Origin of the sequence: Noviherbaspirillum suwonense (assembly GCF_900182955.1) — a bacterium.
GTDB classification, from domain to species: domain Bacteria; phylum Pseudomonadota; class Gammaproteobacteria; order Burkholderiales; family Burkholderiaceae_D; genus Noviherbaspirillum_A; species Noviherbaspirillum_A suwonense.
Window position 1 is genome coordinate 1 of the sequence record NZ_FXUL01000034.1, and the last position, 11,920, is coordinate 11,920.

The 11,920-nt window shown below is 55.9% G+C and carries 12 protein-coding genes; 2 read left to right on the top strand and 10 right to left on the bottom strand.

What is annotated here, in order from left to right; translation table 11 throughout:
• Positions 1-612: 612 nt before the first annotated feature.
• From QOL82_RS26825 to QOL82_RS26850, 6 genes are all read right to left on the bottom strand, one after another.
• Positions 613-882 carry a hypothetical protein gene (locus tag QOL82_RS26825; RefSeq protein WP_283445392.1) on the bottom strand — a complete coding sequence of 90 codons (270 nt, stop codon included), beginning with the start codon at positions 880-882 and terminating at the stop codon, positions 613-615.
• 149 nt (positions 883-1,031) lie between these two features.
• The gene (locus QOL82_RS26830) at positions 1,032-1,304 is read right to left on the bottom strand and encodes a hypothetical protein (RefSeq protein WP_283445393.1); all 273 of its coding nucleotides are present in this window, start codon (positions 1,302-1,304) and stop codon (positions 1,032-1,034) included.
• 161 nt (positions 1,305-1,465) lie between these two features.
• Positions 1,466-1,864, bottom strand: coding sequence for a hypothetical protein (locus QOL82_RS26835; protein ID WP_283445394.1), 399 nt, complete (start codon positions 1,862-1,864; stop codon positions 1,466-1,468).
• Between the two features lie 27 nt (positions 1,865-1,891).
• On the bottom strand, positions 1,892-2,296 hold the full coding sequence (locus tag QOL82_RS26840; protein WP_283445395.1) for a hypothetical protein: 405 nt from the start codon (positions 2,294-2,296) through the stop codon (positions 1,892-1,894).
• A 230-nt stretch (positions 2,297-2,526) separates the two neighbouring features.
• Positions 2,527-3,351: a hypothetical protein gene (locus tag QOL82_RS26845; RefSeq protein ID WP_283445396.1), complete on the bottom strand. Its 825-nt coding sequence runs from the start codon at positions 3,349-3,351 to the stop codon at positions 2,527-2,529.
• 172 nt (positions 3,352-3,523) lie between these two features.
• Entirely contained in the window at positions 3,524-4,126 is a 603-nt protein-coding gene (locus QOL82_RS26850) for a hypothetical protein (RefSeq protein ID WP_283445397.1), read from the bottom strand.
• A gap of 279 nt (positions 4,127-4,405) precedes the next feature.
• On the opposite strand from QOL82_RS26850, the gene QOL82_RS26855 reads away from it, so the two are divergent.
• Entirely contained in the window at positions 4,406-4,687 is a 282-nt protein-coding gene (locus QOL82_RS26855) for an H-NS histone family protein (protein WP_283445398.1), read from the top strand.
• 22 nt (positions 4,688-4,709) lie between these two features.
• Here the strand turns inward: QOL82_RS26855 and QOL82_RS26860 are convergent, their stop codons facing one another.
• The 3 genes from QOL82_RS26860 to QOL82_RS26870 form a co-directional block, all read right to left on the bottom strand.
• Positions 4,710-7,277: a bifunctional diguanylate cyclase/phosphodiesterase gene (locus tag QOL82_RS26860; protein WP_283445399.1), complete on the bottom strand. Its 2,568-nt coding sequence runs from the start codon at positions 7,275-7,277 to the stop codon at positions 4,710-4,712.
• 204 nt (positions 7,278-7,481) lie between these two features.
• Complete coding sequence (locus tag QOL82_RS26865) at positions 7,482-7,958, bottom strand: chemotaxis protein CheW (RefSeq protein WP_283445433.1); 477 nt, start codon at positions 7,956-7,958, stop codon at positions 7,482-7,484.
• 158 nt (positions 7,959-8,116) lie between these two features.
• Positions 8,117-9,829 (bottom strand): methyl-accepting chemotaxis protein, encoded by a 1,713-nt coding sequence (locus tag QOL82_RS26870; protein ID WP_283445434.1) that lies wholly within the window; start codon positions 9,827-9,829, stop codon positions 8,117-8,119.
• Positions 9,830-9,989: 160 nt separating this feature from the next.
• Here QOL82_RS26870 and QOL82_RS26875 point away from each other — a divergent pair, with 160 nt between their 5' ends.
• Complete coding sequence (locus QOL82_RS26875) at positions 9,990-10,862, top strand: AraC family transcriptional regulator (protein WP_283445400.1); 873 nt, start codon at positions 9,990-9,992, stop codon at positions 10,860-10,862.
• On the opposite strand, the gene QOL82_RS26880 is transcribed toward QOL82_RS26875, so the two are convergent.
• Positions 10,859-11,782, bottom strand: a complete 924-nt coding sequence (locus QOL82_RS26880; protein WP_283445401.1) for a hypothetical protein — start codon at positions 11,780-11,782, stop codon at positions 10,859-10,861. The genes QOL82_RS26875 and QOL82_RS26880 overlap by 4 nt on opposite strands.
• Between the last annotated feature and the right edge of the window lie 138 nt (positions 11,783-11,920).

The window sequence follows — 11,920 nt, forward strand, 5'->3', positions numbered from 1 at the left end:
ACCCTCTGGATCGGACTTCAGCGCACCATGGATGCCGCCTCTACAATCCAGGCGCTCCGAACAGAGGATGCGTGACTTGTGTATAACGAGATGCACTAAACCATACAACGATATGCGAGGCTTTGGTCGAGCGTAACCATGACGGCAAGTTTGTCGGTGCGAGCAGACAGAGGACAGAAAACAAACCTTGGGAGTATTCGATCCACGCTCATTTTCCAGGGCATGACGTTAGTAGCCCGGAGTCGCTGTTTAGATTCGAAATGCCGCCCAGACATCGCATTGGCGAACTGGATCCGGACAAGAGTGTATAGACCAAAAACGTACACCAGTGCTACTGGCTGCTTAGGGTCGGGTGCGGTCCAAACCATGGCAGCAGCGCCCGTAAGATAGCCTTGTCTCACAGGGACACTCTGAAAATATTGATCCCGCGGTTCAAGACTTTATTGTCTTGTTCAATATTCTATTGTCGGCAAACAGAAAGCCCCCGCTGTCCGAGGAAAGCGAGGGCGGCTGAAGCAAGTTAGGTGGCTGGAGCTGGATAGACATTACAGTGCATTCTTGCAGGGAAAAAAGAACGTCCCTGAGCGGCCATAGCGGCACTCAGGGACGAACTCACTTGCAAAGCTTCGCCATCTGCGCATGAACTTCCGTGAGGCTCCAGCGAAATGCGCCGGGATTGCTCATGTCGATGTTCACACGCTTCTGTGGCTCCGCCAGCCAGGCTTCCTGTGCGTCGGCACACTTGACGGTGTCCTGCGGCGGCCTGGGGTCATTCCTCCAGTCCCGGTACTGCGTATCCGCTTCCCACGCAACGGCCAGGCCCATCGGGACGGCTGCAAGGACGGCAACACACAGCATGGCAACTACTGGCGAACGTTTCATAGAATAATTCCTTTCTGAGATGGTGTATTGGCTTGAATTGATCGTGCCTTCCTATATGCGCCACACGAAATGACAAGCGCACCATCGCCCAGGAAATAAAAAAACCCGGCACTCAATGAGTAGCCGGGTCGGGTAAGGCAGTCCTGAAGTCATTGCGTCATGGGTTCATGCTGCACCTGGTTGCGCTGATGCACCTTGCGGAGAACTTCCACGGTCTCGCCGGTGCGCGCCTGCCTGATGTCGTAGTTCGATTCGATCATGTCCGAGAATTGCTCGAAGCTGACCCGTTTGAACTGCATGAAGGGACCTGACGCCCTGACAAGATGGCCGAAATCCTGGACCGCGAGGCGAACGACCTGCCCTTCCTCATCCGTGCCCAGAAACTCCTTAACGCCGATGGTATGTGCCTGCGATACGATCACGATGTGCTCCCTGTTGAGTTAGATTGAGTTCCGGGACAGCCCCGGCATACCGTACAGAGGAGAAATGCGTCACATCCATACACAAGCGCACAAACCGTTCGGGCAAGAAAAAACCCCTGAGGCATGAATGCGTCAGGGGTTGGGTTTAACGAAATGGCAGGTCAGAACAGACACTGTTGCGTATCTGGTTTTTCTTTTGCAGGAATACCAGTGACAGGGTCTTTGGCAGGCGTTACATGGTGCTCAGCTGTGGCGGCGTCTTCATCGCGGATGTCCGGAAAAGATGCCGCATGGCTTCTGTCGGTCGTTCCGGCTGCGGACGCCTGTTCCTCAAGGTTCGCAAAAACGATCCGTTCAGCGGGAGCTTCAGAAGGCAGGATCGGTTCAACAACAGTTTCTTCCGTGGCATAAGATGATTTGAGAACCAATGCATCGATGATCACGAAGACGATCCACGACGCTGCGACAATACCCAGCCCCATGGCAACCCTGCCACCAGTGAAATACCACCCGCCCGCGGCGTTTCCCGCGATCAGCAGTGCAATCAGGATTGCTCTCATAAAAAATTCCCCGTTAAAAATTGAATGTTAACCTTCGCAGACAACTGCATGTTCACGACGCTCTCTTTGTCTTTCCCGTTCCCTGATGATTCTAAGGACTGCCGGGTCTTTTGGCTGCTGCGATTCCCTGATGCGGCTGGGTGTGAATCGACCTGACCATTGATGGCCTTTCTCGGTAACGGTTCTGCGAACGCGCAACTTGAACGATTCGCTGCTTACTTGCTTATGCAGTTCGCAATGCTGCGCCTCGACTTCCAGCAAAAAGATAATGTCGCCTTGTGCTGCCAGTAGTTTCTCCTCCAGCCGCTTGCGACGCGCCACCTGGCGGCCGATCATCAGTGTTCCGACGGCAGCGAAGGCAGCCGCAGTTGCGGCTCCTGCCGCCTGAATCAATGCTGCAGCGACTTGCGGGTCTGTCCAGATCAAAACCATTTTTTCCCTCCTTAAATTGTAGAGTGATCGCCGCCGGCGACTCCCCTGCAAAAATTGTTGAATGATCACAAGCCAGGATTGCCGGTTGTCCGGATTGCCTTGGTATGAGTAAATGCAGCACAAGAAAAAAGAAGACCGACGGCGTCCCTGCTGCCTGAGCAGAGCGGTTGAACTGGAGCGATATAAAAAACCCCTTGTCGCAAAAAGCGGACAAGGGGCCGGTACAACGGTTAAGCCGACGAAGACTCGCTTGCCACGCCTGTGCAGACAGATCGGGAAAGTGCAGTCCTGATTGCCGCGGAGACCTGGGTGGCCAAGGCGTGGATGTCATCAGCGTAGAAAAACGACGCTGACTGATCCAGCAGGCTGTTGCTCATGGCGGCAAATGGCCTGCCCTGTGACACCCAAAGCGTTACCCGGTGCTGATCATCGCCAAATGCCTCGGTCCTGTCATTCCTTTGCAAGGTTCGCCGTTGCCAAAAGTACCGGACCTCGATCCCGAACTGGTGCTCGTCATGCTCATTTGCCAACGCGGGGGCAATGAAGAATGAAGCACCGTTCAGAGTAGAGCGAAGCGGATCGCCATCATTCCACCGTAGCGGCCTCCTTGCCTGTTTCCAGGCATGGCCAGCGGGACAGACAACCAGATCGCGCAGCGATGCATCCATCTCGGAAAAGCACTGCTCGATATAGGCGTTGAACTGCTGGTAGTCGAGCGGCACATTGCGGGGGTCTGTGGCCTGCTGGCTGCCAACCATGGCGAAGACATCGGGAAATCGCGCTGACACTTGGGGATACTCGGCCAGTACAGCAGCCGACGGCATGTCTGCCTTTATCCATTCCGGAGCGTCAGGCGAGTTGGCGTAGAGAGCATTGTTGACTTCGCGCTCGTGCACCTGCGCCAGCGCTGCCTCCAGGCTCCCGTCTGCGAAGCCGAGGCTGCAGCCGTGAAGGAAGATCTCCCAGTTGCGGCCGTGATTGAGAAGCTGTGTTGCCATTGCTGCCTGGACGAATTCGCCATAAGACATTTGCTGCGCGGGGACTGCTGCTGACATGAAAAGCTCCTTGAAGAACGGCCATTTCGGCCGGGATGAACAGGGTTATGAAATTCGCCGTGGTGTGGCGGTTGGGTGTGCAAGGAGATGCCTCACAACAGAACGCAAGAGCGGGATTACCCAGCAGTGGAAAGAAAAACGGCCCTCGAAGAATCGAGAGCCGGTGACTACGTTAAATGCGGAAATCGGAAAGGATTTCGATTTCTGCCGGTCGGGCGCCTATTGCACCAGTCAGGCGTTCGTTTAGCGGACGAACGCCAATTGGTCTGACGGGATGACAACTCAAATTGCTTATCCAGCCAATTCCCCTCCTCCCAGTTTCGGGAATAGAAAACCGGCACCAGTCGCCGAATTGAACGACTGCCCCTTTTCGATCAAGAACAGGTGGCAAAAGCGCGGCCGGTTCAACGCCATTGCATCGCCATGATTTCACTTCCCTCAGTGCCAGAAGAGTGCTGCGTTCAATGACATTTTCAATTTTGGCCTGGGCCTCGATGATGATTCGTTCGATTTCGACAGAATGATTCCATGTGAAGCGCTGACCGAGCGCGACGTGGCCAAACGTTGCGAATTGAATCGTTCCGGGCGAGAGGGTACGAACATTGAACGCCCCGATCGAGGAAAATTCTCCGAGGCCTGCCTCAACCATCTCGAATGCTGCGGCCGTGTGCTGAGGTGCCGTGGCCAGCGTAACGGCGTCAGGCAAATCCAGCCCGCCGACCTCGTGGTCTTCGTTGTGGTCTTTAATGTGAATGACTTCTGCTGAAAATGACATGCAATTCTCCTTGTGTTGGTATGGAGAGATGCAGCACGCCGAAAGATATGAGTACTGCCAGCGCCAGCAATTGCAATCCGCAAATGTAGAACTACAATGATTTTATGACAACCTTTTATGCAGATCAGTGAACCGTTTCGATGTGTTTACAAACGGTTTTACAAAGATGATTTGAAACAATTAGGCCGATGGATTGGTTTTGATCATCAGCTCGTATGTTATAACCTGCGTCCGCCAACGTAATACGGCGCTTTTTATAACAACGAGAGAGGAATCACTATGGCAAGCTTGAAGGAAATCCAGGCGCAGATCGAACAACTTCAGCAGCAAGCTGCAGCGCAACGTGAACAGGAATTGTCTGGAGCCATTCAACAAATTCGTGATCTCATGCAGGAATTCGGCATTACCGTAGATGACTTGCAGCCGAAAGGCAAAAAAGGCGCGGCCAAGAAATCCGGCACCGTGCAATTCCGTAATCCGCAGACGGGTGATACCTGGAGCGGCCGTGGCCGCATGCCGAACTGGCTGGCTGGCCAGGACAGGGAACAGTTCCGGGTGTGATGCCGAAAGGTCGCTTTGCTACCTACGCGACCAGATCCGCCTCAGGGAAAAGATAACGCTTTTCCAGCAGACCCTTTGCCTGAGCGGCCGGGACCGGTCGGGATATGTAATAGCCCTGTACCTCGTCGCAGGACAGGGTCTGAAGTGCCGCCAACTGCTCGGCCGTTTCCACACCCTCGGCCACGACACGCATATCCAGCGCATGCGCCATCGAGACGATCGCCTCGAAAAGTGCTGCATCTGCTGGGCTGTTCAGCATCTGTGATGTGAACGCGCGGTCAATCTTCAAACCATCCATGTCCAGGCGCTTCAACTGCGCCAGGCACGAGTAGCCGGTGCCGAAGTCGTCTACGTAGAGCTTGACCCCCGTTTTTTGGATCGCCTGCAGCTCTGTAACCGCCTGGCCATCTTCGGCGATGGTGGCGGATTCGGTAATTTCCACCTCAATGAGACCAGCATCCAGACCATTGCCGGTCAGGGCGCTGGCCAGAATGGCACTCACGGTACCGGCATCGATCTGCTGTGCCGCGACATTGACGGAAATAGGCACAACAGGCAGGCCTTCTTCCTTCCACCGCGCCAGTTGCATGCAGACCATGCGGATGACTTCTTCCCCCAGCGGCACGATCAGGCCAGTCTTTTCCGCCATCGGGATAAATTCGACCGGGGGTATCATTCCCCTTTCCGGATGGTTCCAGCGCACCAGGGCTTCCATGCTGGTGATCTCGCCAGTGTCACCACGCACCCTTGGCTGATAGTGAAGCACGAGCTCACCACGCCCTATCCCCAATTTAAGTTCGGTTAGCCGCGTCAGCTGCATGACCAGGTGGCGTTCCATATGCGGCTCGAAGAAGCAATACATGCCCTTGCCGCGTGCCTTGGCTGCATACATGGCCATATCGGCTTGCTTGAGCAGCGTTTCAGGATCGGTCCCATCGTCAGGATAGAGGCTCACCCCTACCGAAGCCTGTACAAGTTGTGGGCAGGTGCCATCCTTCATCGCAAATGGCGACGCGAGTGTCTTAACTACTCTCTCGGCCAAGGCCAGAACGTCGTTGCGTGTCTGAGCCGATTCAACAATGATGGTGAACTCGTCGCCGCCAAGGCGCGCAATCTTGTCCTCCGGCCGAATGACGCCTTTCAGGCGCATGGCGACAGCCTTTAGCAATTCATCGCCGGCGGCGTGGCCGAGGGTGTCGTTAATATTCTTGAAGTCGTCCAGATCCACGAACAGGACGGACAGGATCGTGCCCGTAGAGCGGGCATGGTCGACCGCGCCAGGCAGATGATTCATCAACCAGTGCCGGTTGGGCAGCGAAGTCACCGAGTCGGCATTGGCCATCCGGACCAGGGCATTTTCGTGGCTCTTGCTTTCCGTAATATCCCTCAATGTCACGGCAAGTCCCGCGCTGGAGCGAACAATGCGCATGTACAGCCAGTGGAGCGTGCCTGAGTGTCTCTGCGTTACCTGAATCTCTTCCTCGAAAAATCCGGTTTTCATTGCATTCAGGAGAAAACCCCTGACGCGAGCCTGCGCAGACTTTGAGATGGCTTCCGTTACGGTCTTGCCGATCAGCGCTTCCCGCGACAGTCCCTTGTAGCCTGCGCCCCGCTCGTTGCAGTCCTCAATCAGGAAATCGGTGATATCGCTATTTTCCCCATACAGTGGCCTGAGCATGTAGAAGCCATCGTTGGCGCTCTCCGTGGCGATTCGATAGGCTTCATTCACCTCATGTTTATATTGGCGTTGTGACGCTTTCACGAACGCGCGGCGCGTGCCGACGACGGCAACGGCAAGTAACACCAGGGTGCCGGAAGCCGCAAACAACAGAATTTGCCATCGTCTAGGCTGATACTCGGCCTGGAGGGAATCCTCTCCCACGCCCACGACTGCCATCATGGGGTAGCTGGCAGCGGTATTCCAGGCGATGATCCGGGCCTTATTGTCGCGATACTGGTCTGCCGAGCGATAGAGCATGCCGCTCGGGGTTTCAGGCGGGCGCCTTTCAAGAAGGTTTGGTACTTTGGACTGAATACCCTTCTTAGTTTTGGAAATCAGAAAGCCGCCATCTGCGCTGCGAAGCGAGATGAAATCTCCCTCGCCGAAGTTGATCTCGTTAACAAATGCAGCAAGGAACACGGGGTCAATGGCAACCACCATGACACCGGCAAAAGACCCATCTGGTGCGTTAAGCCTGCGCGACAGAATAATGACGTCGCCCTCAATCAGGATGTTGCGCATTAGCTTGGAAATGGCCAAAGCTGTGCTTGGGTTTGCCGCATGCGTCTTGAAATAATCCCGGGAAGCGATTCCCTTGCTTGACTTGACCTGTGGACTGGTTGTGGTGACGGGCATCCCATCGGGGCCAAACACGGTGACGGAAATCTGCGCGGCTTTTGGCACCAGGCCTGCTTCCATCTGCTTTTCCAGATTGAGCCTGCCGTTATTTTCCTGCCACTGGAACTGCAGGCTTTGCATGATGTAATCGAGATGGCCGATTGTCCGCTCGATCTGTTCGGCCTGCATGCGGGCATTGGTGGCAACTGTCAGCTGGGCCTGTTCCCGCAAGCGATTCACTTCTTGATGCATTGTTGCCGACGCCCATACCCATATCGACACAAGCAGGAATCCACAAACCACCGGCCATACCGCCATCGCCCTGGCGTTTTTGCGGATAAATCGGATTTTCTCCCTGAGGGATAGAGGGGAAGACTTAGCGATCATAGCGAACAAGACACCGTGCAATGGAGAAAAGGAGGCGCCGCGCTATCATTCGCCTTTACTACGAGCTGCTCACGCAGCCATCTTGTCGAAGAGGCCCATTTCGCTCGATGAGAGCAACTGGTCGATATCGAGGAGGATCAGCATGCGGTCATCGACCGTGCCAATGCCAAGCAGATAATTGGTGTCGACAGCGGTCCCCATCTCTGGCGCCGGCCGGACTTGACCGTCTTCCAGGGTCACCACGTCAGAGACGCTATCCACCACCATGCCGATGACCCGGTTGCGGATGTTGAGAATCACGACGACGGTGAATTCATTGTAGGCTGCCGCCCCGGTGTTGAAACGAATGCGCATGTCGATGATGGGCACGATGACACCGCGCAGGTTGACCACGCCTTTGACGAAGTCAGGCGCGTTGGCAATCCTGGTCACGTTTTCATAGGTCCGCAATTCCTGGACCTTCAGGATGCTGATGCCATATTCCTCGGCGCCAAGTCGAAAATTCAGGACTTCGCAGGGATACATCAGGGGTGAATCAGAGTGCATGTATAAGGTTTTCAATGATGATGTTCGGTGAGGGCCGCTGATACGCAGTGCGTAAAACACGGTAACGTCATCAGGTTTACGGCATTTCAAAATGGAAATTAAGGTTTGGCGGGCAATCAGCAGCCGGGGATGCCACATTTGGCATCAGACTCTCACGCCTAAAATTCTTCCCAGTTCCCGGCGTCGCGTGCCGCCACCTTTGAACTGGTGGTGGCCAAGGATCGTACATTGGCTGTCGTAGATGGTTTTCGGTTGGCAATTAGCGAAGGCGTAATGGCGGTGGCAGGCTTCTTGCCCGGGGCAGTAAGGGACGTCGGTGCCGCTCCGTCCAGCCGGAATACGCTCACCGCCTGGGACAGTGATCCTGTCTGTTCCCGCAACGATCCCGCCGCGGCCGCCGCCTGCTCTACTAAGGCGGCGTTCTGCTGGGTGACATCATCCATCTGTCCGATCGCACGATTGACCTGCTCGATGCCGGCGCTCTGCTCCTGGGATGCCACCAGAATTTCACCCATGATTGCCGTCACCCGCTTGACGCTATCGACAATTTCTTCCATCGTAGCCCCCGCTTCCGTCACCAGCTTGCTTCCGGTGTCGATGCGCTCGACCGAGTCCCCGATCAGCGACTTGATTTCCCTGGCCGCGGCCGCCGACTTCTGCGCCAAGGTGCGCACCTCGGTTGCCACGACCGCAAAGCCCCGCCCCTGCTCGCCGGCGCGAGCGGCTTCGACTGCGGCATTCAGGGCGAGGATATTGGTCTGGAATGCTATGGAGTCGATGACGCCGATGATGTCGGCGATCTTTCGCGCGGACTCGTTGATTGAGCCCATGGTGTCGACCACCTGGCTCATGACGGCGCCGCCCCGGATCGCGACCGCCGAAGCGGCAATAGCGACGTCATTGCCTGCGCGGGCATTGTCGGCATTCTGCCGGACGGTGGAAGTCAGCTCCTCCATCGAAGAAGCAGTCTCTTCCAGCGACGATGCCTGTTGCTCGGTACGGGAAGACAGGTCCATGTTGCCGGCAGCGATTTCGCCAGACGCAGTGGAGATAGACTGGGTGCCGGCACGCACCTGCGCCACGATGCCCACCAGGCTGTCGCGCATGTCCTTCATCGCGGCCATCACGCTATTCTGGTCGCCCGCACTGGTGATGACTCTGACTGCCAGATCGCCCTGCGCCACCCGGCGCGCAATGTCTGCGACGTCACCCGGTTCGCCGCCGAGTTGCCTCAGCAGGCTACGGGTCATTAGGATGCCCACGATCACGGCCACTAGCAGCGCTAGCGCTCCGACCATCAGGATGATGCGTACTGACTGGCTGACTGCTGCAGCAGCTTGCTGGCTTTGCGCATCGACGTTGCGCTGTACCGACTTGACCACGACATCGATATCGGCAACGATCTGGCGCCGCAGCGGCGAGCATTCCTTGACCAGGAACACACCGTATTCTTCCATCTTGCCTTCGCTGCGGTATTTGCGAGGACGGTTCAGTTCTTCTGCCATGGCCAGCAGGCCCTTCCTGGCTTTCTCGAAGTCGGCTTCACCCTTGAAAGCTGGCGTCATGGCGTTCAGCGCGGCCAGATAAAGCGCTTTTTGCTGGTCGAGGATGTCGAGTTCACGGTTCGCGTCCGCCTCGCTGGTAAAGATGAACGCATTGCGGGCAGCAATACCTGTCTGGTCGAGCGCTTCCCGTGCGCTGTAGAGCTGCTCGAGTTTCTCTGCGCGCGTCCTGTTTTGCGACTCCACCACCGCTTCAATGCTGTAGATGCGCATGAGTGCGAAGGCGGCGAGAATCATGATGAGAAGCGCCATGGCACCAAATCCCAACGCGAGCTTGGTGCTGATTTTCAGTCTTGACATTTTTTGCATTTTTTTTGTAATGAAAAGGTTGGCAGTGTTCTTCCAAAAAGAGAACCAAGAATATTGATGAAATAAATAAATTTCCAATTAGTAATACTTACGGCACAATCGTTACCTACTTTAGCTATAATTGGTACATATAGTCCAAAAAGTGTACCGATCCATCCAAATGAACGACGAGCTTCTGATATCGCTTCTGCCGCGCTTCAACTTTGCAGCGGAGACCTTTTTTTCGGGGGAGTTTTGCGGCTCAAATGATTTCAGCGAGAACCAGAACATAAGCCACCTGCATTTCGTACGGCGCGGCCCCGTCACCATGGCGCATGACGACGGCTCGACGATCGTGGCCGTGGAACCGACGATCATTTTTTATCCGCGGCCCTACAACCATCGCCTGATCGTGGCGCCCGGGACCGAAGCCGAACTTGTCTGCGCGAATGTCCAGTTCAAGGAAGCAGAGCGCAATCCGTTTGCCCAGTCACTCCCGAATTACCTGGCTATCCCATTGGCAGAGGTTGATAGCATCGGCGAGATCGTTGAACTGCTGTTTGCCCGCGCTGCCACACAATCCTTTGGCAAGCGCTTCATGATGGACAAGCTCAGTGACATCCTCGTCTTCGAGGTAATTCGGCATGCCATGGAAACCGGACAACTGAAGGCGGGGGTCTTGACCGGCTTCGCAGATGTCGGCATTGCCAGGGTACTGACTCTGATTCATGAGAACCCGGCGCAGGAATGGCAGATTGGTACGTTGGCGGCCGAAGCTTCAATGTCACGCAGCAAATTTGCGAAGAAATTTCATGACCTGGTCGGCATCAGCCCGGCTGCCTATATTGCCGAATGGCGCCTCGTCCTGGCGGAAAATCTTCTGCGCCAGGGCCAGTCGGTCAAGTCCGTTGCCAGAGCGGTTGGCTATGGCACGCCACAGTCCTTTGCCAGGGTGTTCATGGAACGACGGGGCAAGACACCAAAACAGTGGGCAGCACACGTAGAAAAACCCGACTCTTCAGAAATGGAAGAGTCGGGTCGGTGGAACGGTTAATCCCGGGATGCAGCAAGCGCCCCAGCGGCATCAACACAGCCGCGTTCCTTCAAAAAGGCGGCAACATCAGCTGGCGCCGGTTGAGCGTCATACAGCGCATTGAGCGCTGTCGTCAGTTCATTCAGGTTGTCGCGCGCATTGGCTGACCCGTCGTAAATCACGAGTTGCCCTATCGCGGTCTCCCCTCCCCCCTGCCATTTCACGAGAAGACGGCCGGGTTTGGCACCCGCTGGCGTCCCGTGGACTGCGGACGTTACCTGGTCAATCGCCTGCCCAACCGACACTCCCATAGAAGCAGGATCGTCAGGGAAGTCAGATGACAAAAGCAGGAAGCTCTTTTCATTGGCTTTCTGGCCTAGCGGGTCATCGTCTTCCGTTTCCGGACATCTGACACTGTCCCACGTCCAGCCGCCGCCAATTTCGTAGACTTCGATCGCCTTGCCTTCGCAGGTGATTGTGTGAGGCCGATAGTCTTCCGATTCCTCCCCCACGAACTGCAGGGTAATGATGCCCGTCGCCTCGTTATAGGACAGATCCGGCATGAGCGACACGATTTTCAGGGCCGTCTCCTTGTCGAAGCGGGGCATGCCCCAGCCGTTCCAGGCGCTGCCGTCGCTGAAGCATGGAAGGACCACGTCTTCAGCAAGGAAGTCCGCCGTTACCGTGCCGCGGCGCATGACAAGCGCCGGCGCCACAACATACTGACTGGCGAAATCCTCCGCGGACAGGAGCCGTTGAAAACCACCTCCCTGTGGCCAGATCGCAATCCGGCCATCGTCCTCGGTAGAGACCTCGTAGAGGCCACCATGCTCCTTGTGCAGGTAATAGAGCTGGGGATGACGGTGTTCTGACGAGAGTAAGCCTTTCTCTGCTGCGCCGGATTGTTGCTCGGACTGCTTGTTTCCTTGTCGATCGTTCATGGTTTCTCCATTTGTTGAGTGAGTACTCCGCTGTCGCGGGTTTGCGTTACTCATGGATATGGCGAACATGAAATACCAGGCAAGGAAGTAAGCAAGCAAGCGATGCTTAGGCTGCCCAAGGAGCTACGCTTTAGTGTG

Excerpts from the sequence above, each read along its gene's own strand:
- QOL82_RS26825 (WP_283445392.1), bottom strand. The coding sequence starts at position 882 with ATGAAACGTTCGCCAGTAGTTGCCATGCTGTGTGTTGCCGTCCTTGCA.
- QOL82_RS26835 (WP_283445394.1), bottom strand. The coding sequence starts at position 1,864 with ATGAGAGCAATCCTGATTGCACTGCTGATCGCGGGAAACGCCGCGGGC.
- QOL82_RS26840 (WP_283445395.1), bottom strand. The coding sequence starts at position 2,296 with ATGGTTTTGATCTGGACAGACCCGCAAGTCGCTGCAGCATTGATTCAG.
- QOL82_RS26845 (WP_283445396.1), bottom strand. The coding sequence starts at position 3,351 with ATGTCAGCAGCAGTCCCCGCGCAGCAAATGTCTTATGGCGAATTCGTC.
- QOL82_RS26850 (WP_283445397.1), bottom strand. The coding sequence starts at position 4,126 with ATGTCATTTTCAGCAGAAGTCATTCACATTAAAGACCACAACGAAGAC.
- QOL82_RS26855 (WP_283445398.1), top strand. The coding sequence starts at position 4,406 with ATGGCAAGCTTGAAGGAAATCCAGGCGCAGATCGAACAACTTCAGCAG.
- QOL82_RS26860 (WP_283445399.1), bottom strand. The coding sequence starts at position 7,277 with ATGCATCAAGAAGTGAATCGCTTGCGGGAACAGGCCCAGCTGACAGTT.
- QOL82_RS26865 (WP_283445433.1), bottom strand. The coding sequence starts at position 7,958 with ATGCACTCTGATTCACCCCTGATGTATCCCTGCGAAGTCCTGAATTTT.
- QOL82_RS26870 (WP_283445434.1), bottom strand. The coding sequence starts at position 9,829 with ATGCAAAAAATGTCAAGACTGAAAATCAGCACCAAGCTCGCGTTGGGA.
- QOL82_RS26875 (WP_283445400.1), top strand. The coding sequence starts at position 9,990 with ATGAACGACGAGCTTCTGATATCGCTTCTGCCGCGCTTCAACTTTGCA.
- QOL82_RS26880 (WP_283445401.1), bottom strand. The coding sequence starts at position 11,782 with ATGAACGATCGACAAGGAAACAAGCAGTCCGAGCAACAATCCGGCGCA.